General features: G+C 37.4%; 19 protein-coding genes. 7 read left to right on the top strand and 12 right to left on the bottom strand.

The features are described 5' to 3' along the window. Positions 1-174: 174 nt before the first annotated feature. Complete coding sequence (locus tag EHQ70_RS16105) at positions 175-2,517, top strand: ATP-binding protein (RefSeq protein WP_135736258.1); 2,343 nt, start codon at positions 175-177, stop codon at positions 2,515-2,517. 45 nt (positions 2,518-2,562) lie between these two features. Here EHQ70_RS16105 and EHQ70_RS16100 read toward each other — a convergent pair whose 3' ends face one another. From EHQ70_RS16100 to aroC, 9 genes are all read right to left on the bottom strand, one after another. Next, on the bottom strand, positions 2,563-3,024 hold the full coding sequence (locus EHQ70_RS16100; protein WP_244288376.1) for a hypothetical protein: 462 nt from the start codon (positions 3,022-3,024) through the stop codon (positions 2,563-2,565). 87 nt (positions 3,025-3,111) lie between these two features. Continuing rightward, on the bottom strand, positions 3,112-3,447 hold the full coding sequence (locus tag EHQ70_RS16095) for a Zn-ribbon domain-containing OB-fold protein (RefSeq protein WP_135588084.1): 336 nt from the start codon (positions 3,445-3,447) through the stop codon (positions 3,112-3,114). A 206-nt stretch (positions 3,448-3,653) separates the two neighbouring features. Further along, entirely contained in the window at positions 3,654-4,412 is a 759-nt protein-coding gene (locus EHQ70_RS16090; protein ID WP_135588082.1) for a TIR domain-containing protein, read from the bottom strand. A gap of 371 nt (positions 4,413-4,783) precedes the next feature. Beyond that, positions 4,784-5,998 (bottom strand): acetyl-CoA C-acetyltransferase, encoded by a 1,215-nt coding sequence (locus tag EHQ70_RS16085; protein ID WP_135588080.1) that lies wholly within the window; start codon positions 5,996-5,998, stop codon positions 4,784-4,786. Between the two features lie 72 nt (positions 5,999-6,070). Further along, positions 6,071-7,060 carry a hypothetical protein gene (locus EHQ70_RS16080; RefSeq protein ID WP_425270052.1) on the bottom strand — a complete coding sequence of 330 codons (990 nt, stop codon included), beginning with the start codon at positions 7,058-7,060 and terminating at the stop codon, positions 6,071-6,073. 185 nt (positions 7,061-7,245) lie between these two features. Next, positions 7,246-7,773, bottom strand: coding sequence for a NuoI/complex I 23 kDa subunit family protein (locus tag EHQ70_RS16075; RefSeq protein ID WP_135588078.1), 528 nt, complete (start codon positions 7,771-7,773; stop codon positions 7,246-7,248). After that, entirely contained in the window at positions 7,760-9,208 is a 1,449-nt protein-coding gene (locus EHQ70_RS16070) for an NADH-quinone oxidoreductase subunit G (protein ID WP_135588076.1), read from the bottom strand. Before EHQ70_RS16070 ends, EHQ70_RS16075 begins: the two co-directional genes overlap by 14 nt. 54 nt (positions 9,209-9,262) lie before the next feature. Next, on the bottom strand, positions 9,263-10,003 hold the full coding sequence (locus EHQ70_RS16065) for a response regulator (RefSeq protein WP_135588074.1): 741 nt from the start codon (positions 10,001-10,003) through the stop codon (positions 9,263-9,265). Positions 10,004-10,019: 16 nt separating this feature from the next. Further along, positions 10,020-11,156 carry a chorismate synthase gene (gene aroC / locus EHQ70_RS16060; RefSeq protein WP_135588072.1) on the bottom strand — a complete coding sequence of 379 codons (1,137 nt, stop codon included), beginning with the start codon at positions 11,154-11,156 and terminating at the stop codon, positions 10,020-10,022. A gap of 59 nt (positions 11,157-11,215) precedes the next feature. On the opposite strand from aroC, the gene EHQ70_RS16055 reads away from it, so the two are divergent. From EHQ70_RS16055 to EHQ70_RS16040, 4 genes are read left to right on the top strand one after another with little or no spacing between them, the layout of a single operon-like run. Continuing rightward, a complete protein-coding gene (locus EHQ70_RS16055) occupies positions 11,216-11,713 on the top strand; it encodes an LIC_10042 family TonB-like protein (RefSeq protein WP_244288374.1) in 498 nt (165 codons plus the stop codon). Then, a complete protein-coding gene (locus EHQ70_RS16050; protein WP_135588068.1) occupies positions 11,700-12,239 on the top strand; it encodes a UpxY family transcription antiterminator in 540 nt (179 codons plus the stop codon). The genes EHQ70_RS16055 and EHQ70_RS16050 overlap by 14 nt, the downstream gene beginning before the upstream one ends. Continuing rightward, positions 12,236-13,210: a KpsF/GutQ family sugar-phosphate isomerase gene (locus EHQ70_RS16045; RefSeq protein ID WP_135588066.1), complete on the top strand. Its 975-nt coding sequence runs from the start codon at positions 12,236-12,238 to the stop codon at positions 13,208-13,210. The genes EHQ70_RS16050 and EHQ70_RS16045 overlap by 4 nt, the downstream gene beginning before the upstream one ends. Before the next feature lie 5 nt (positions 13,211-13,215). After that, on the top strand, positions 13,216-13,932 hold the full coding sequence (locus EHQ70_RS16040; protein ID WP_135588064.1) for a type I 3-dehydroquinate dehydratase: 717 nt from the start codon (positions 13,216-13,218) through the stop codon (positions 13,930-13,932). A 72-nt stretch (positions 13,933-14,004) separates the two neighbouring features. Here the strand turns inward: EHQ70_RS16040 and EHQ70_RS16035 are convergent, their stop codons facing one another. From EHQ70_RS16035 to EHQ70_RS16025, 3 genes are read right to left on the bottom strand one after another with little or no spacing between them, the layout of a single operon-like run. Next, entirely contained in the window at positions 14,005-15,588 is a 1,584-nt protein-coding gene (locus tag EHQ70_RS16035; RefSeq protein WP_135588062.1) for a tetratricopeptide repeat protein, read from the bottom strand. Positions 15,589-15,632: 44 nt separating this feature from the next. Then, complete coding sequence (locus EHQ70_RS16030; RefSeq protein WP_135588060.1) at positions 15,633-17,240, bottom strand: GMC family oxidoreductase N-terminal domain-containing protein; 1,608 nt, start codon at positions 17,238-17,240, stop codon at positions 15,633-15,635. 10 nt (positions 17,241-17,250) lie between these two features. Further along, positions 17,251-17,757, bottom strand: a complete 507-nt coding sequence (locus EHQ70_RS16025) for a hypothetical protein (protein ID WP_208729571.1) — start codon at positions 17,755-17,757, stop codon at positions 17,251-17,253. Between EHQ70_RS16025 and EHQ70_RS16020 the strand changes: the two genes are divergently transcribed. Further along, the gene (locus EHQ70_RS16020; RefSeq protein WP_135588056.1) at positions 17,699-19,123 is read left to right on the top strand and encodes a peptidoglycan recognition protein family protein; all 1,425 of its coding nucleotides are present in this window, start codon (positions 17,699-17,701) and stop codon (positions 19,121-19,123) included. The two genes, EHQ70_RS16025 and EHQ70_RS16020, sit on opposite strands and share 59 nt — an antisense overlap. 15 nt (positions 19,124-19,138) lie before the next feature. Further along, the gene (gene pepN / locus EHQ70_RS16015) at positions 19,139-21,781 is read left to right on the top strand and encodes an aminopeptidase N (protein WP_135588054.1); all 2,643 of its coding nucleotides are present in this window, start codon (positions 19,139-19,141) and stop codon (positions 21,779-21,781) included. Positions 21,782-21,784 lie beyond the last annotated feature (3 nt).

Raw genomic sequence — 21,784 nt, 5'->3', positions numbered from 1 at the left:
GTAATTCTAGTAGACAAACAATGATTAATATCAAATTTTCGAAAAGTAGTGGTCTTAAAAAATCGAAAGTTAATCTTATTATTTCTATTTTTAGTAAATCAACTTACTTTTTTGCAGTGCAACCTATTTAAATCCCAGGCTAATTCACCGGTAGCTAAGAATGGGTATCTTGATTTGTCGATTCATAATGACCCAATTATTAATAATGAATTCGTAAATTTAAAAGGTGAATGGAAATTTTTTTGGAACGAATCTAAAAATCCAAACCAACTACAAAATTTAGAAACCGAATCAGAAACCATTTTAGTTCCCAGCTCTTGGAATCAAAAAATAATTGATGGGAAAAAATTAGGCAGCACCGGATATGCAACTTATTACCTCCAAGTTAAAATACCAGAAAATTGGAAAAATAAAGTTTTATTACTAAGAGCAGATTACCATGCGGGTGCTTATGAATTATTTGTTAACGGATTACTATCACAATCAGTGGGGATGTTCGGAACAAAGAAAGAAACTTCGAAAAATGTTCATGCACCTTCGATAGGATATATTTATTCGGATTCGGAAATTCTAAACATTGTTATCCATGAATCTAATTTTGAACATAGGGTAGGAGGAATTGGTAGACAAATATATCTTGGTTTTCCAAAAGCAATTAATTCAATTTCAAACGAACGAAGAGTTTCGGATCTATTTTCAATTAGTGTTCTATTTATTATCAGTTTATATTATTTTTTCTATTTTTTAATTAGAAATTCAGATAAGTCTAGTTTGATCTTTTCAATTTTATGCTTTTTCTTACTAATAAGAGCATTAGTTCAAAATGAACAAATTTTACGGGAATATTTTCCGAATGGAAATTATAAACTTTTTTTACTAATTGAGTATAGTGCGATGTATTTTGCACCAAGTTTAGCAATTCATTTTTTCTCTTTACCAATCGAATCTAGATTTAAAAATAAAATCATAATTTCTTGTTATACAATTTCTATAAGCTACTTTATTTACGCATTAATAGTTGATACTTTATCAATTTCAAATACAGTATTACATTTTCAATATATTGTATTAATTTTGAGCCTATTTTCTATCGGACTCAATGTTCTTGCGATAACCAAAAAGATAAAACATTCTTGGTTATCATTAGGCAGTATGTTCGTCGCTTTAGTCACTATCATAATTGATATGTTAATTATTCAGGAGAAAATACAAATACCATTTACCGCTTCTTATGGTTTAATTTTTATGATTCTTACTCAAGGAATCATATTAGCAGTCAGACACTCTGAAGCGTTTAGCACAAATGAACAACTTACAAATGAATTAACTTTGTTCAATGAAAACCTAGAAAATAAGGTGAATGAAAGAACAATTGAATTAAATTTAGCAATCGAACAAATGGAAAAGTCCGTTAAAGCTAGAAATGATTTTTTAGCAAATATGAGCCATGAAATTCGGACTCCAATGAACATAATCTCAGGTATGGCAGAGTTACTTGATGAATCAGAATTAAAACCTGAACAAAAAGAATATGTATCCATTTTCAATATAGCCAATAAAACATTATTAAACGTTCTTAATGACGTCTTAGACTTATCAAAATTAGAACAAGGATTTCTATCGATTGATACACATGAATTTAGAATTGATCATTTATTGAATGATTTAAATAAAATTTTCCAATTCAAAACTAAAGGAACTCTGTTAACATTTGATATACAAATTGAAAAAGATGTTCCTTTGCTTGTTAAAGGTGATTCAAATAGAATTTCTCAAATTTTGTTTAATTTGCTGAGTAATGCATTTAAGTTTACGAATGATGGAAAAGTTAGTTTATCACTTAGCTTAGAAAATAATCAGTATTTTGTTTTTACAGTCAAAGATACTGGTATTGGTATGACTGAGGAAAAAATTAGTAACTTATTTATAAGATTTTACCAAGCTCATGATTCGAATCAAATTTTTCAAAGAGGCACGGGATTAGGTTTAGCAATTTCTAAAAAATTAGTTGAACTTATGAATGGAAATATCGCTGTCAAAAGTACCCTAGGTATGGGATCAGAATTTGTATTTAAAATCCCATTACTCATTTCTACCTCTGCTATTTTAGAAAATTCTCAACTCAAACAATCAAAAGAACAATTTCATAATTTAAAAGTTTTAATCGTAGATGATGTTCAAGAAAATTTGCTTATCGTAAAAAAATTCTTAGAAAAAGAAGTGTTTCGTATTTCTCTATCCTCAGGTGGTTATGAAGCCGTCACTATATTTGATGAGAATTTGTTTGATATTGTATTAATGGATATTCAAATGCCGACTTTAAATGGATTCGAATTACTAAAAATTTTCCGTAAAATAGACGCTGATCGATTTAAATTTACTCCCATAATAGCGTTTACGGCAAATGTAACTTTGGAGGAACAACGTGAAATAGAAGAGGCAGGATTTAATGGTTTTCTATCCAAACCTGTTTCAAAAAAAGATATATTCGATAAATTTATTGAAGTATTAAGATAATATATTGTTGCGAGTATGTTTGTAGAATCAGCTTATAATTAGTTATTATCTTTTATGATACAACAATGCTTTCTTTAAACAAACAATAAGTTTGGCTTTGGATAGCTTTTGATTCGCTTTAAAATACAATGCCCTTCTTCCATCACAATTCCATTCAGGAAATTCAATTGCAATTTCTTTAGCAATCGTAGTTTTACAATTGAAATATAAGGCAAATTCCACTTCATTTACTTTTGCAATTCGAATCGTAGAACCCGATTTTGTTTTAGGCGTCAAAAAACTTGGCTCCGCCCATTTCAAACATTCTTCAATTTCGCCAATACGTTCATCCGATTCCGACAATTCATAAATCCAAGTTCGGATTTCCATAAACTTATCAAACATTACTGGCGTTAAATTAAAATAATAAGATGATATTTCTTCCGATGGAAATCTAATTTTTGATTTTGGTTTCGATTTTGGTTGTGGTATCGGGTTTGTTGTTTCTTTGGATGAAGTAGATTTCATTTTCCGCGAACTTATATTTAATATATTCTGATCTTATATCTTTAAGCAGTAAAAAAATTGAATTAGAAAAAATATATATTAAAAACTCTAATATTGAAATACAGGGCCAATCTTCTCGTCGATACCTTTGAATCGAACCTTATCTCCAATTTTAACCGTGCTAAAATCTGTAACACCCTCAATGACAGTAGTGAGTTTTACATTTTCTTCTGTTTGTACAATTGCCAGAACGTAAGGGGCACGGCTTGCCATATGTCCAAATCCAACATATACAACTGTAAAGGAATGGATGGTTCCATTCTCTTTCAAATCCACTTTTTCAGTGGATTCACTCCCACAGGACGGACAACCATCTAAAACTTCCGCGACTTTGAAGTTACATTGGTTACAAGATGTGCCAGGGAATGTTTGTGTTACGCTCATAGTACATTTCTCAAATGAGCCTGATTTAATTGCAATACGTTTACAGGACAGCGGAGACAACGTTCCCCAACCCTTAGTCACAACGGAACGTTAGGGACTGGTCACGTGCAAGCGAGTGCCAAAAGGGGAATGTGTCGCAGGCCGAGCGAGGGCGTCAGTCCCGATGCGAAGTGGTTTAGTCGCTGTTATACGCCGTAACAAGATTTTTAAAATCCGGCTGCTTTTAATTCTTTTTGAAGATCTAAAAATGTATTTTTAATTTCATCATGTTTATATGGAATATAGACTACGCCAGAAATATTACTTGGGATTGATGTGCCTTCTTCGTAGAGTATACAAACTCTATCAAGTCCGTATGTTCCTTGAAAAAAACCGATTTCATGGATTACATTTTCACGTGCTTTTGCTTTTCCATCAGGGTCAGTATCGTCTCCACTCATTACAATAATTGCATAATTACATTTTTTTGATTCTTCATTTAGTTTTTGTAGAATAGTTCTTCCTAAATTTGCTTGCTGTGAAAGTTCAATGGTTTCAAGGCGTGATTGGTGCGTAAGGAAGTTTTGCAACTCTATCCAATCTTTACTTTTTCCATGAGAAATAAAAATCTTTTGAGAATTATTAGTTAGTTGAGTAGCTTTTGATGAATCTGTTTCAAAAAATTCTGACCTAGAAATTATTTTTTGAATGTCTTTGTTTAAATCGATTATCACCTGACGTCGTAGAAATCCTCTGCCTTCGAAATCAGTAGTTTTCGAGGATTCTGGTTTACTTTTATTTTCTAAATCTAAAAGCAGATCTGAATAATTTCCTTTGAAATAATCTCTAAGAATTTCAAATTCTTCAAAATATTTAAGATAAATTCCGAAATCGAAATAACGCGATGTTGGATTTTTTAGTGCGTCTTCAATGTGGCTATTAAGTAGCTTTAATTTTTTTAAGTTTATTTCATCTAATCGATTCATTTTTTCCTTGTGATAAAATTTCTATTTTGTTAGTAAATGTTTTTTGTGATAAAGAGAATTTCCATGCAATATAGTAACTTAAATTCCTGGATTCTTCTAATTTTAAGAAAATCTATGTATGCGGTAAATTTAAAAATACTTTTAATTGCAATACGTTTACAGGTATGTTATGCGTATTGCGTATAAATCCCCAGGGCTATCAAAGTTTTACGCATGTGTATTCTTGTTCTTCGCATAAAAGGCATGTTATACGAACTACGCATAAATCCCTGAAAATAGGGTCGGTAACGGCAAGGAATATTGTGTAATAGACGAAACACGTTTAAATCCCGCTTTCAAAGGATCTAAACGTGTTTTTTAAAAGGTAGGTCTTACTTCAATCTTTCAATGATCGTAGCGATACCCATACCGCCACCGATACAAAGAGTGATGAGTCCGTAACGAAGGTCTCTTCTTTCCAACTCGTCAAGAACGGTTCCAGTAAGAATCGCACCTGTTGCTCCGAGTGGGTGTCCAAGAGCAATTGCTCCTCCGTTAACATTGATTTTGGATTCATCAATTCCGAGTGTTTTCTTTACGTATAACACTACAGATGCGAATGCTTCGTTGATTTCCCAAAGATCAATATCTTTTACACTAAGACCAGCTTGTTTCAAAGCTTTTTGAGAAGCAGAAACAGGACCAGTTAACATGATTGTTGGATCTTCACCAGTTGCCACTGTTGCAAGAATTTTTGCACGTGGTTTCAAACCGTATTTTTTTAAACCATCATCATTGGTAACTAAGATCGCAGCAGCACCATCAACAATACCAGAGGAGTTTCCAAGGGTATGGATGTGATTGATTTTTGTTACTTCTGGATAAGAACGTAATGCAATAGCATCCAATTCTTTTTCACCAATAGTTTTGAATACAGGACCAAGGCTAGAAAGGAATGCATAATCAGATTCCAAACGTGGGTTTTCTTCTTCCGTCACTACAGTTCCATCATCCAAAGTAATTGGGATCACAGATTTTTTAAAGTATCCGTTTTGAATGGCAGCATGTGCTTTTTGTTGTGAAGATTCTGCAAAACGATCTGCTTCTTCGCGAGAAATATCATACTTAGTTGCGATTAAGTCAGCAGAAATACCTTGTGGAACTAGGTTGTAATGTGCAGCAATTTTATCGTTACCAACGTTAAAATCACGACCAATCATATCATCACCCATTTTCACACGGCTCATGGATTCAACTCCACCACCAACTCCGAGTTCCATCGCTCCAGAACCAACATGGTTTGCTACGTTGTTGAGGGCTTGTAATCCAGATCCACAAAATCGGTTCACAGTATAACCTGGAACATCTTTTGGCCAATGAGCAGCCATAACCGCATAACGCGCGATACATGCAGCTTGGTCAGCAACTTGGGATACACAACCCATTACAACTTCTTCAACCGTTTTTGGATCAATTCCGGTACGTGATTGGATGGCTTTTAATGTGGCAGCAGCTAATTCTTGTGGGTGGACGGATGCAAGTGTCCCGCGTTTTTTGCCCTTTCCTCTCGGAGTTCGGACAGCATCAATAATATAGGAATTCCCCATGGGTTTACCTCTCTCTGGGTGTTTCTAGGAAAAACGTACAGAGTTCGTCCCACAAGAAAAGTAAAAAAATCATCATTTCGTCATAGTTTTCATGAATTTGTGACGGTAGTAGATCATTTTCGCTCGAATTTGGCATCCAAACCCCGAAATCATCGAATCAAGCCTGTCTGCTTTGCTTTCATTTCGTTCTTCGGCAATACGGATGTATCGAAAATTGGGTTCGATGGCTTCCGAAAATTCCCTTTTGTTCCAGTCCACATATCGCCAGGCACTGAAACTATGGTTCACTCCGACCTTTTCATCGATGGTTCCGAGAAGTTGGAATTTGGATTCGCAAGGTGTCCGGAAGAAAATGTAACGATTGAAGAAGTATAAAATGGTTCGATGCGGATTGGCATCCAATACCGATCGAAAATGATCCCGCATCTCTTCTACAGTGTAAAACAAATCAGGTCCAGAATTGGTACTACGAAAGATCACAGGTGAAAATTCATTCGGTGTGTAGATCCTTGTGAGTACTCGAATGTATTCGGGATCATCCAAACGATAAGGTATTTCGTTGAAAGCAAAAGGAAAAGGATCTCTTTCCGTCATATGGATTTCTATATAACGTGTATGATCGTATTCCGGGTCGTTGATGTCGGTTGCCACAATTTTTTTGATATATCTTGAGAGAAACTGGTCTTCGTACAAATCTCGAACCGTAACCGCTCCCTCTTCATACAGAATGGCACTTCCAAAATCGATAAAACTAGCACCATCTAACAGTCGTCCAATGGAACCATATTGATGATGTAGAATCCGGTTTCGAAAGATCGAACGTAAAATCAAATTATGATCATACAATCGTTTACGACCCGATCGTTGTTCTACGACAGTGTTTTTGGTTTTTTTAACTTTATAATAATGAATATGATTGGCGAGACCAAATCTTAATTTTTCGAAAGCATGATTCTCAAGAACACGCCTTTCATCTTCTTCGTTTTCAATGATGGTAGTTTCTGCAGAAAGTGCAAAATGAAATCCAAACAAAAGTATCCAAATCAAAATACTAAAAAGAATTTTCAAACTTTTGATGACTATCAATTGGTTTACGAATTCTATATAAGAAAAACTGTATTTGAATTTTTGAATCAAAGAAAGTGAATTCACGAAGGTTATAATAAAGTTGGTTTTACAAACAAAACCCGGTAGTTTTGATTAAAAAACAGGAACCCGGGCAATTGTATCAAAAAGAAAAAATAAACTTAATTCCTTTGGCCGAGAATAGGGCCGCCGGTTTTTTCCATCATTCTTTCTTTGGTTAAAAATAAATCTTCACGGTTGTCAGCAGCCATTTCCCCAGTTCCATCTAGGTAAATCGCACCTTTAGGACAGGCTTCTTCACAAAGACCACAGAAAATACAACGTAGTAAGTTGATTTCAAACTTCTTAGCAAACTTATCTTCTGGATGGAGGTGTTGTCGTTCGGAAGGCACTTCTGCTGCTTCGATATGAATCGCATTGGCAGGACAAATCCACATACAACAAAAACATGCAGTACATCTTTCACGCCCTTTTTCATCTCGTTTCATCGAGTGCATACCGCGAAACCGAGTGGAATACTGACGTTTTTTATCAGGGTATTCAATGGTTACTTGTTGGTTGAACAAAGCTACCTTAATGAAATGTTTCAGTGTGATCCAAAGGCCTTTACCTATGGACCAAAAATAGAATTTCTCATACCAAGAAAACTGATGTTTTTTGGCGACGTTGACTACATTAACGGTTCCCAACAGATGCCTCCACTTTTTCAGTTAACTTCTGTAAAATCAAATCCACAACACCAGCAGCACTTGAAAGTCCCTTGATAGGATTCAAAGACTGTTCAAAGTTTTGTTTGAGACCAGTTTTATTGGTAAAACTACCTGCAGATTCTGCAAAAATTTGAATCGGTGCCGCCAAACTTGCGTTCTTTGCTGCATCCGTCAAATTGGTATCAAAAGAAATGACTTTTGATGAATCCAAACCTTCTGGGATTGATTCTTTGATAAGAATCACTAAATCAATCGCACCGGACTTAACGGCACTAATGATTCCAGAAACTCCTGAAGTGGTTGTGATACCTAAATCGACTGCCCCTCTTGTATTGGGGTGGTTGTCTTTTGTGAGTAAAAAATCCACTTGTTCGGTATCTTTGTTTTGTGCATCAGTAACACGTGATTCCCATTGGATGGATTTACCACCTAACTCGCGTGAAACTAAATCAAAACCTTTTTTTAAGGCTTCCAAAGATTCATTGGATTCATGAGCACCACCAAGAACGGCAATCGATTTTGCTGATTTCATTCGGTCTGCAATTTTCGAAATAACCTCTTTAGAAGTGGAAGGATTTCCCGCTTCCAAATAACTATGGAGACGATTTTGATGCATCCAATCCAAATCAAATCTTCCTTTATCACAAAGGAAAAACATACCTTGGTCATAGTTTTCGCGAACCATATAACGATACATTTTATTGTCTCGTACATTCGTTGTTACATTACAACCTGTGGAACAACCGTGGCATACCGACTTTTGTGATTTATACCACCAAACACGCGACTTAAACAATGTTTTGTTATTTAGTAGGGCACCCACGGGACAAATATCTGCCAAAGCACCTTGATAGTTGTGATCAATGGGTTCTGATTTAGCAAGACCAATGATGGAATGGTTTCCTCGTTCAAAAAGACCAAGATTGGACTGACCAACTTTTTCTTCTTCAAAACGAACGCAACGATAACAAACTATACAACGATTATGATTGATGATGAGATTGGTTCCAATCTCTTCTTGAGGAATATTTCGTTTATCAAATTCAAATCTGGAATGTCCAGAACCGGAACCAAATGCGTTATCTTGCAAACGACATTCACCAGCTTTATCACAAACTGGACAATCTAACGGGTGATTCGCGAGAAGGAATTCCATAGTACCAGCTCGAGCTTCTTTCACTCGGTCTGATTTAGTAACAATACCCATTCCTTCTTTTACGGGAGTATTACAAGCTGCTTGTAAACGTGGAACACCTTCAATTTCGATAAGGCACATGCGGCACATACCGACTATGCTGAGTGCTGGGTGATAACAAAAGTAAGGGATTTCGACTCCGACTTCTTTTGTGGCATCGATGAGGTTTTTCTTTTCGTCGACTTCGTATTCGAGTCCGTCTATCTTTATCTTAACCAAAGAACAGGCCCCCTAGGTTTGATTAGACCTAGGTCTTTCGTTTTTGTCAAACCTTCATTTTGAAATTATGTTTACCTCGGAAAGATAGGAGTACGGCTGTAAATCCACTACATGATTATTGAAGAACTCCGAATCTAAAAACAAGGAACTTGCACGGATATTGGTCTGTTTGAGTATTTTTGCAATGAGATCATCCAAAACTTGTAAGGATCGAACTTCATAGAAGAAGGTGTTATCGAGATTGATTCTCAAATTGGTGAATGTTCCTCGGCCTCCAAGAGATAACATAAACCGGTCATAGATCTCCTCTAAGGCTTTTTTACCCGGACAACCCTTAATCTCCAAAAGCATTTGCGAAATGGAAAGTTCAGAGACATTGATCACCAAAGGAAATTCTTTTTTATCAATGATGTTCTCTGGTTTTAGCTGCAATACTTGTGCGATTTTTTCGAGAAGGGCTTGGTTTGCAATCGGTTTCAAAAGATAAGCGGTAACATGGCTGAGAGCTGCTCTTCGCACTTGGTCTTTTTCACCCACTGCGGTCAACATGATGACGGGCGTCGTCTTCAACATCTCTTTCCCCTTCTCTAAAAAACTAATCCCATCGAGATAAGGCATATTGACATCGCTAATCACCAAATCATAAGTATTGTTTCTGATTTTGGTAAGGCCTGACATCCCATCCACAACATGTGTGATATCAAAGTTGTATCTTTCCAAAGTATGTAATAGTAATTTTGCACTACTTTCATCATCTTCGAGTAAAAGGACTTTATAAACTTTTGGACGATTCATATCGATTAGATCACCTTTATTGCTCTGGAATAGAATCTAAATTTGCATATTTCAAAAACCATTTTGGTTGTAATGCTCTTTGGTAAAGATAAGCATCCACAAGGACAAGATTTACCACTGCTTCCACAATCGGAACGGCTCTTGGTAAAACACAAGCATCATGACGACCTTTCGCTTTTAAAATAGTTTCTTCTTTTTTATCATTAATGGTTTTTTGTTCTAGTTTGATGGTAGAAGTAGGTTTGAATGCTGCTCGAAGAATCAAATCCATTCCGTTAGAAATTCCACCTTGGATTCCACCAGAGTTATTGGTTCTTGTTTTTACTTTTCCAGTTCCTGCTTCAATATAAAATTCATCGTTGTGAACTCTTCCTGTTTGGCGAGTACCAGAAAATCCTGAACCCACTTCAAATCCCTTACAAGCAGAAATTGATAAAATTGCTTTTGCTAAATCGGCATCTAACTTGTCGTAAACGGGATCTCCAAGACCTGGAGGTAAATTACGAACAGCAATTTTTACGACCCCACCAACCGAATCTCCTTCATCTCGCAGTTTACGAATCAAAACTTCCATTTCATCGTTGGCTGATTGTTTAGGGCATCTGGTTGGAAAATTATCCACAATATCTCTTGAAAGGGGATATTCCAATTCACTAATGTTAGAGTCAATTGACCCAATAGAGTCAACCCAACCAACAGTTGAAATTCCTAACTCGCGTTCTAAGATCACACGAGCAAGACCTGCCGCAGCAACTCGGCCAATGGTTTCTCGAACCGAAGACCGTCCCCCACCCACATGGGCACGGTGACCGTATTTTTCTGAATAAGTATAATCTGCATGGGAAGGCCGAAACACATGAGCCATTTCATCGTAGTCACTACCGATGGTGTTTTGGTTGTTCACTTTCATGAGGATGGGACTTCCTGTTGTTTTTCCTTGGAACACACCAGATTCCACAACCATCCTATCCTTTTCATCTCGTGGAGTGGTGAGATCATTTTGACCTGGCCTACGACGAGTTAAATCCTTTTGGATTTCTTCTTCTGGAAAAGGCAAACCAGCTGGGACTCCATCCACAACCACACCAACGGAAGTTCCGTGGGACTCACCATACGTAGACACTCTGAAAATTTTTCCCCAACTTGAAGGCATATACGGACAATGAAAATGGAGATTGCATTCTCTCCAATAAAGTTTTTCATGAACTTGGAATGCACATCCTCTTTGAAGGTCCGAAATACAAAGCACTTTGGATAACTTTTGGATTGCATCTCTTATTACTTTTGGCTCTCGTCAGCTATAACCTTCAAAGTGACATAGATTCGCCTCTTCTCCACCTGACAGAAGGTGGGGCGGTTCCTTCCATTCGATTGCAATTTTCTTCCGGATTCGGAAATTCAGCGCCCTCATCCTCCCCCAATTCCTCGACAAACGACGGAACCAAAACCCTGGAAGAGGAAATCACTGAATTTCAAAACTGCCTGAGTTATCCTGCCCTAGCCTTGGAACAGAAATTAGAGGATGTTTGTGTGTACAAACTTTCTGTAAGAGAAGATGGTTCCCTAGAAAAAATTGCAGTGGTCACAGCATGTAGGTATGAGGTCTTTGATTTACAGGTGCGTCGGCAACTCGCCGATTGGCAGTTTCAATATTCCAAAGGTAAAGATTTTGTTCTACCCATTAGGTTCCGTTTAGATGTCCGAGACTAATCCCCCCATAGAAGAAAGTGCTTGGTACATTGTGTATACCAAACCCCGAGCGGAAAAGAAACTCAGTTTACTTCTAAAAAAATATCATCTAGAGAACTACCTTCCCATCCGCAAAGAACGAAAAAAATGGACGGATCGTTTTAAATGGATCCATGTCCCAATCCTACCTTCTTATATTTTTGTTCATATTGTCTTCTGGCGGGATAAAAATAAAGTCCTCCAATTACCTGGCTCCCATCATTTTGTATTTCATAAGGGACAACCAGCGACCGTTTCACAAAATGATTTAGACATTTTGGAAGAAGGTCTGCAGAAGTATTCAGAGTCTTTAAAGGCAAACCCTGAATCCGTTTTGGAAAAAGGAAAAATGGTTCGTATCATCAGTGGACCATTACAAGGGAAAACGATGGAAATTTTAAAAGTTAAAAACAAAACCTTAGTAGTCCTAAGGATTCCAGGAGTGGAAACTGCGTTTTCTTATGAAATCAAAGTGGATAGTTTGGCCTGGGAGGAATTACTCGCATGAAAGAAAAAGATACAATATCAATCGTAAAACAAGCACTAGATGATGAAATTTCATCTCTCGTTCACTTCCGTGACCAATTAGATCCTTCTGTCAAAGACTGTATCGATCTAATTTTAAATTCAACAGGGAAAGTCATTGTAACAGGCGTTGGTAAATCAGGTGATATCGCCAAAAAAATTTCTCATACACTTTCTTCGACAGGAACTTCGGCTTATTTTTTACACCCTACTGATGCCTCTCACGGGGACTCAGGAATTGTTGGGCCCGATGATGTTGTTCTTGCCATCGGCAAAAGTGGAGAATCAGAAGAACTCAATTACATTCTTCCTACACTTCGCAAAATTGGTGCCAAAATTGTTGGGATCACTGCTAACGCCAAATCAAAATTAGCTTCTCTTTCCGACGTAGTCATCATCACTCCTGTTTTAAAAGAAGCCTGCCCTTTGGATTTAGCTCCTACTTCCAGTACAACGATTGCACTAGTTCTCGGAGATGCCATTGCCGTGGCTCTTATGGAACTTAAGAATTTTCAAGCCAATGATTTTGCTTTATACCATCCAGCAGGTAGACTGGGGAAACGCCTTTCCTTGTTTTTATCTGATGTTATGCGAAAGGGAGAAAGAAATGCTTCCATTCCTCTAAATGCCAATTTAGAAACCATTCTCAAAGAAATTACTGAAAAAGGGATTGGTGCCACAGGAGTTGTGGATTCAAATTCCAAATTAGTTGGTCTCATTACCGATTATGACATCCGCAAATATCTGACCAAAAATACGCTATTACCGAGTGTCACGGCAAAGGAAATGATGAATGTTAATCCAAATAGTTTCCGACCAGAAGAAAAAGCTTATGATGTTCTCATCAAAATGGAAGGCCGCGAGAGACCGATCTCTGTAGCTCCCGTTGTGGATGAAAAGGGTTTCTTTGTGGGAATGATATCCCTTCACGATTTATTACAAAAAGGACTTTAATTAATATGCCAGATTCCTATAAGATCGTTGCTTCTGTTGGTGAAGACGACCTTCGCCATTTACAAAAAAAAGATGTAAAAGATGTCGATATCATCGAAGTTCGATTGGATCTTTTTTCGAGAAATTACATCCAAAAAGAAATGAAAAAAAAGCTGAAGGCACTCGGTCTTCCCGTTCTATTCACATATAGAAGAGCAGAAGATAGTAGTGTTCGGTCTTATGTAAAACTTTTCCATGAAGATGTGGAAGGAATCCTGAAAGATTTTAATGACAATGCCAACTATCTAGACATTGAATTGAATCGTGAAGATACCATCTTTCGCAATTACGAAACTCTAAACTATAGAATCATTTATTCCTATCATTCTTTTAAAAAGTCTATCCTTGCGAATGAAATGACCAATTTCATTAACAAAGCAAAACCCGTAAAAAAGAAAAACCCAATCTTCAAGTTTGCAATCACGCCAGAAGACATTGAAGAAACCGCCGATTTTTTAAACGATATCAAACTTTTATCTAAATCAAATACAATGATTGGAATTTGTATGGGTGAACTTGGGCTCATATCTCGCGTTTTTGGAGATAAATTTCATTCTTCATTCACCTATATGACGTTAGGCGAACCAAAAGCTCCTGGGCAAATTTCAGTAGATACCTTTAAAAAATTAAGAGCCGATTTGTTTAAAAGTCCAGGTTCCGGAAAAGATTCAAAAGAAGATTAGAATGTTCCAACCTCGGAAGGAGTCTTTCGAGGTTCTGTCTGTTTGAAATTTTAAACCAACACTTGTAACTGATTATGGTTGGACTTGGGCACTCACAGTACCCGCTTTTGTTCCGATAAATTCTCGAAAGGAAGAATCCTTCCAAACCTCTTTAAAATCTTTTTCCAAAGATTCAGAAGTCCAATACTCTGGTTTTAAGTCGGCAGCCAACTTAAACTGTTCTTTGGTTTTCGCGAGATCTCCCTTTTTGGAATAACATCTAGCAAGAAGGTAATGACCCGAGGAAGAACCTGTTACTTTTTGAAGGATAGAAATGGCAGAGTCCACTTTCCCTGAATAAAAATAATTACGCCCACGATAGAACAAAAATTCCCGAGATTCTGCCCGAGCCGGATCTTTTTCTAAAACTGAAAAATAGATTTCTGCTTTGTCAAAGGCATTGGTCTCCGTGTACCGCCTTGCCAGTTTGATAAATCCAACTTGGTATTTTTCTGGAGTTTGTGTCAGGTCCGAAAATTTCGAATCAATAAATTCAGAATACTTGGCAAAGCTTGTGTCAAATTTTTTTGTTCTTTTGCCTGCTTCAAACATACAAACAAAACGAAACATATGAGATTCTACTTGGTTTGGATTGAGTGACAAAGCTTTGTCAGCAGAGGAAATACAATTTTCCCAATCCGATTTTTGTTCGTACAACCTTGCCAAAGCCAAAAGCGGAGGGTCTTTTTGTAATTGTTTGTAAGCTTGTTGGAAAGATGTTTCTGCTTTATCAATTTCGGCTAACTTTTGAAAGGCGAATCCTTCATTCAAATATACATAGTATAAAAATACATTAGTGTCTTTGGAAAATGGATTTTTTTTAGCCCGTTCAAAAGATTCAATCGCAGACTTTGGATCATCCTGTCTTAGTTTGACTATCCCTAGTTTGTAATGGTATCTGGATCTAGATGGATTTTTTTCGATTAGGATTTTAAGATTGGCTTCCGCTTTATCGTATTTTTTTTCATCAAACAAAGACAAAACATAATCCCAACGAACATCTTCTAGGTGGGGTTGGTTTGCCAAAAGTTGTTCATAGGATTCACTTGGTTTTGTCGTTTCTCCCGCTTCTGAAACTTCTTCTGGTTTTTTAGAACTGTCCTTTTTAATCTCCGAATGTTTCGGCTCTATGGGCTTCGTTTCTACTTTTGTTGGATGCGAATACGTATGTGTGGATGAAGGATTCCCTTTGTTTCCCACAGCGCGATTGTAAATCTTTTGAACCTCTTCATTTTTAGGATCGTATTTCAGATATCGAGAAGAGTATGTTGCTGATAAATTCCAGTCTTGGTGGTAATTAAAAAATAGAGCAAGTTTGAGAAGGACAGTTTTTCTTTGGTCTTTGTCCAAATCCAAATCGGCTGCTCTTCTAAAGTTTTGAATGGATTTGGGATAATCTTTTTTATATTCATAGATATAACCCAAATACATATAAGCCTCACCGTCTTGCGGGTGTGAGTCGGCGTGTTTTGTAAATTTTTTAATCGCTTCGCCATAGGCTTTTTTTGAAAAAGCCTTTTTTCCTTCCTTCATCGCATCACTATCAATTGCGAAGAGTGTAGGTTGAAAGATTACAAAGATAAAAACTAAGGAAAGATATTTCCGCACGGATTCCAAACTAGTTGGAACCCATGGGAATGAAAGGGATTTTTGGAAAAAAGTTAGATCTTCGTTCTTTCTTCTTTTTGTGAGGCCAGATTTCTCGAGGCTCTGAGAACGATACTCATCGTCGTTATTTGTGGATTCACCGAAAGTCCTGTAGGGTAAACTGAGGCATCCATGACAAATATGTTTTTATGACCATAAATTTCCAAATTTAAATCAACTGCACCCTTTTCGGGATCATTTGCTGACTGGATGGAACCATGCGGATGCGCCGAACCAACCGTTAGATCCCCTGGTTTTGTACTTTCTTTCAAAATCCAATCAAAGTTGTCATTACCTGTGACTTTGTATGGTTCTGTAAACCGAGTGAATGGAAAAATGAGTTCTTTGGCTCCGGCAGCAACTGTCACTTCCGCAAGGGCTTTTAATCCACGTAACATATTGAGACCGTCTGTAGGTGTTAGTTCAAAATAAACCTTTCGTCTACCCAAACTATACTTCACACTTGCGTTGGCTTCTCCATCCGCTCCATCACGAACAAGAACAATCCCAGCGTTGTATTTGGTAAAATCCTTCATCACATCAAATTGTTGTTTGCCGTAAAAGGGAACGAGGGAAGAAGCAAGTGTAGGTCGGTAAGGCGCCGCTTCCAACCAAAATCCGTAACCAGTTCCATTTTGATTGTGACCGTCTTTGATCACAATGGATTGTGGTGGGCCTTGGAACATTTTGATTTCGGAATCAAATTTTCCAAAGATGGTCGATGTAGGATGGACTTTTAGATTTCTACCCACCCATCCATTCCCAATCCCACTCCTTTGCAAAAGAGCAGGACCTTCAATGGCACCAGCACTCACGATCACAACAGGAGCACTGATTTCCATGATTTGGATGACTTCTTTGGGAGCTGTTTCATATGCATCAGGAGTAAACTCAGCTACAACCGTTTTGATTTTTCCTTCTTTGATTTTTGCCGCTCGCATATTCGAAACAACAATCGCACCCGCTTCAATCGCATCGGGAATCCAAGTTAGAAATGCAGATTGTTTTGCATTGATAGGACAACCAAGTCCACAACGACCAAGTCCAATACAACCTCGGTTGTTATTGCGAAGCACCTGTGGAGTGAGGCCAATTTTTTTTCCACCAACACGAAGTACATTGTTATTCGCATTCACTAAGTTATCTGGAACTTCATGCACACCCAATCTTTCATGGACTTCCGAAACATAAGAATCCATTTCTTCACGGGAATAACCTTGCCATCCAAATCGTTCACTCCATTCATTCGTCACATAGTCAGGAGGATAAAGTGAGGTTTGCCAATTGACAGTTGTGGATCCACCGATGGACTTCCCTTGTAAAATCGATAACGTTTGTTCTTCGGTTACAATAAAGCCGGCATCCCTGTAGAGCCTTGCTTGCGAGATGAATTCATCAGAATTGAACTGTGCAGGGGTAAAGTAACTTCCCTCTTCAATGAGGACTACTTTCCAACCATTTCTAGCAAGTTCACTGGCCGCAACGGCTCCACCGGCACCAGAACCAATGATGACAACATCGGCATTCAGTTCCCAAGTTCCATTTTCAATTTTGTTTTCTTTGATGATCTCTGCGTGTTTTTTTGGTGTGATGATTTTTTCGTTAAAAACAGGAATTCCCATGGTGTCCGCCTTATTGGATATAACCGACAAATTTTTGGTACTCTTTGTCGGAACTTAAAAGGAAAAATGAAATTTGTCTAAGGATCGCATAAACCCCACGTTTGAGACCAAGTGAGGAATGTTTCCACTCTTGTAATCTTTTGATCCTTTCTTCCATAGGAAGTTTCACAATCGGAGTGAAAGAAAAATCAAGTGCGATGGCTGCTAAAATGGAGGAAGGAACAGTAGCTAACAATTGTATAACGCTTTCTGTTTCAATAGGATAAGGATGTCCGTACACATAATTATCCAATGCTAATCCTAAATCAAAATTCGGAATGGGGTTGTCGCTTAAGAAGACTTCTTGCAAGCTACGAAAACTGTGGTATTGTTCTGGGGAAATTCCTCGGAGAGCGGGAGTGGCAAGGCCTGGACCACAATTCACTCCCTGAATCGAAACTGCAGTTAAGGCAAAACATTTGAGAGAAAACTTTAAGAAACGATTTCGCGATAGGATAAAGGGTGTATACGGCTCCAAGTCACTTGTCCTTGATTTATTTTTGAACCCATTGTGTCAGAAACTTGTAAAATTATCACTCATTTTCCTTATTTTTACTGGATGTATTGGTATTTTTCGAAGGGCCCCCGACTATCCATCCATTCGCATCCAAGGTTTGGTATCTTATAACGAACTAGAGTCGGTAAAGAATGTAAAATGGAGTTCTCTCTCCAAATCACGAGACCCAAAATCAGTTTCCGCCATCATACTTCACAATTCGGGAAAACGTAAGTTCCCTGATTTCTTGAAACTATCCGTTGATAACCAATTTATGTTTCATGTTTATGTGGACTCAGAAGGAAATATCTTTGGAGATCCCGAGTTTTTAAATCATGAATGGTCGGCCGCACCGGGAATCGATTTAGAATCCATCCATCTCGTTTATGAAGGAACTCAAGAAACTCTCTACAACAACCGAAAACAACGCGGCGCCTTAAACCAAGTCATTTCTTATCTGACAGAAGAACTAAACATTCCCAAATCCAATTACGATGTAATCTCTAAAAAAGGAGTATTTACTCATAATCAAACCAAACGAAGGTTTGGCGGATTTGTAGATTTTTCTCCTTGTGGAAGTGAACTCGCACTCAAACAAATTCTTTCTGAAATCGATGGAAAATATTATGAGGAAGATGATTGGAAAGATCGTTTTGTTACTGGTTGGGTTTTAAAAAAAGAAAACAAAGATATTTTAAAAGAAACTTTCAAACCTACCAATGGTAGAGGAATCACCAAACCAGAAAAAATATCTTTTACATATCTTGAGAAAGATGAGAAAGGTTATCCTCCTGAAGAATACCGTGTTAAGTATACCTTCCGAGGAAAAATCAAACCTAGCTGTGTGGTTTTACACTACACTGCCATTTCGGAATACTTTAAATCCCTTCGTACACTCGAAGCACGTAACCTAACCGCATCCATCATGATCGATAATAACGGAAAGGCCTATCAATTGGTAGATGTTTTAGAAGATAGAGCCGCGGCTGCTACGGGTACAAACGACAACTGCATCCAAATCGAAATCATTGCCAAAGATACAGAAGAGCTACTCAAACAACCCGAACAAATCCAAACAGTAAAAAATCTGGTGACGGAACTCACTACCAAATACAAAATTCCACTTTCTAACGAAAAATTAGAAGATTTGTCAGGTGTTTTTAGCCATACCCAAGCCAAGAAAAAGTGGGGTGGTTCCATTTTCCTAAACGCAAAAGACTTTGATCCAGGCGAAGACTATATGGAAATGATCCTAAATTCGATTGGTGGCAAATACTATAGCGAACCAGAATGGAAAAATCGAAAGTCTATCGATTGGGCCATTTTATATCGTAATTTTCAACCTTAACGAGACGGAGCTTCTATGAAAAAACTTTTACAAATTTTTACCTTACTTCCCTTTGTTTTGCTTTTGGATTGCCGTCTCAAAAAACCGGTTTACCACCTAACGCAATCGGAAGCCGAATCTCGGTTCGAAATCGTCGAAGACATTCATTACGAATTGGATGTTCATTTAACTTCAGGAGATAGTTTTACAGGAAAGGTCAAAATTCAATTTTTGGGAAAAAAACTCAAAGACCTACGGTTGGATTATTACCAAGGGAAAATCAAAAGTATTGTTCTAAACGAAGAAAATCTCACAAATCTTCCTTACGAAAATGGTCATATCCAATTGCCATCAAACCATTTGATGATTGGAAATAACACTCTCACTGTTGAATTTGAAACACCTTATGCAAAAACGGGAAACGGTCTTCATAAATTCACTGATCCCGATGATAAAGAAGTGTATTTGTATTCTCAATTCGAAGCATTCCATGCGAACAAAATGTTCCCTTGTTTTGACCAACCCGATTTAAAAGCTACATTCCAACTCAATGCAACTGTTCCTAAAAATTGGAAGGTCATTTCCACAACACTACCCAATGGCCAATCCAAAGGAACCAACCCCGATGAAATTTCGTTTTCTTTTCCAGAGTCGGCAAAAATTTCAACCTATGTTTTTTCTCTCCACGCAGGCCCTTACCAAGTTTGGGAAGATAACTTTGAATCCATCCCTTTAAGATTATTTGTTAGAAAGTCTCTCGCAAAATATGTAGATCCAAAAGACTGGTTTACCTTTACCAAAGAAGGATTTGCTTTTTTTAATTCTTATTTTGGAATCCCTTACCCCTTCTTAAAATATGATCAGATCATCGTTCCAGAGTTTAATTTTGGAGCCATGGAAAATGTTGGGGCCGTAACTTTTTCGGAACGTTTTGTATCTCGCGCACCAATGACAAGATCCCAAAGAGAAAATCTTTCTGATGTTGTTTTACACGAAATGGCACATATGTGGTTTGGAAACCTGGTCACCATGCGTTGGTGGAATGGACTTTGGCTTAACGAAAGTTTTGCGACCTATATGGCAAGCCTAGCCCAAGCAAAAAATTCCGAATTCAAAGAAACTTGGATTAGTTTTTTTGAAAAAATGAAACAATGGGCTTACGATGAAGATAGTTATATTACCAACCATCCAGTAGAAGCAAAAGTTTCTGACACGGAAGAAGCTTTCACTCAATTTGATGGAATCACTTATGGGAAAGGAGCTTCAGTCCTCAAACAGTTAGTTTATTTTATTGGAGAAGAAGCCTTCCAACGTGGAGTACAAAACTACCTTCGTAAATATTCATATTCAAATTCGACACTGACTGACTTTTTAAAAGAGTTGGAATTTGCGAGTGGTTTCCCAATGAAAAAATGGTCTAAAGATTGGTTGGAAACCAAAGGAACCAACCAAATTGAACTAACAACCGTTTGTGCCGAAAACCAATTGTATTGGAAAATTGTACAATCGGCTCCTGGTTTAGAAAACAAACTCAGGGATCATAAAACCATACTCGGTCTTTATTATTTTGATAAACCAAACAAACAACTTTCCTTTGAAGAATTTCCAGTGATTTATTCGGGCCGTTCTTCCAATGCTATCTTTCAGGTAAAAACCTGTCCCGATTATAGTTTTATCAATGCCGAGGATCATGACTTTGCCATTTGGAAATGGACAGATCCTAACAAAGAAAATCTGGAATATGTTTTAGAATATGATACAGACCCAATGAGAAAACTCATTTTATGGACTGATTATTTTAGACAAGTCCAGTTAGCAAATATTACCTTTGATGAATTCAAAGACACTGCCATTCGTCTGTACCCAAAAGAATCTGATACAAAAATCAAACGTTGGATTTTATCACGTGTAGCCGGTGATAACGGTTCCACCTACGTCACCAGTCGATTCTGGTTTCCCGAAGAAAAACGAATTCGTGATTTTGATTCCCTACAAAGTTTTCTCTGGGAAGAACTAAACAAAACAAAACCAGGAAGTGACGAACAAAGATATTTATTTGTATCACTGATTGATTCAACTTATTCAAAAGCAGCAAAAAAACGTTTGTACGACTTTTTGGAAAACAAACTCTCCGTGAACGGATTAAAAATCGATCAAGACTTACGATGGAACCTAATCGTAAAACTAAGTTCCTTGGAAACAGACAGGACCCAAATCCAATCCATCATCGATCGTGAGAAAAAAGTAGATCCTTCTAGTCGAGGGGTAAACTCTAGTTTGGCGGCCGAAGGAGCCGAACCGAATCGCACTGTAAAAGACAAATGGATCAAAATCCTTCTCAACCCAAAATCGAGTCAATATTCATCTTCCACGCTTCGAGTGGTTTCTTATTCTTTATTCCCCGAAAGCCAAAAAGACATCCAACTAAGTTTTTTAGATACGTATTTTGATGCCCTCGACAGCTTCAATCGAGGTGAAGACGAAAATTATTTAGATGCCTTTGCTAAAAGTTTGGCTCCTGATTTTTGCACAGACGAAACCCTTCTCATTCTAAAGAAGTTTACTGGAAACCATCCAAAACTTCCTGCACCGGTTAAAAAAACTCTTTTGAAACAAATTGATTCAGAGAAAAAATGCATCCAAATGAAAAACAAACATAAAGAACTGATTAACAACTAAGGA

This window comes from Leptospira congkakensis, from assembly GCF_004770265.1.
GTDB classification, from domain to species: domain Bacteria; phylum Spirochaetota; class Leptospiria; order Leptospirales; family Leptospiraceae; genus Leptospira_A; species Leptospira_A congkakensis.
Note: the sequence above shows the minus strand (reverse complement) of the source record. Positions and strands in the feature narration are given on the sequence as shown.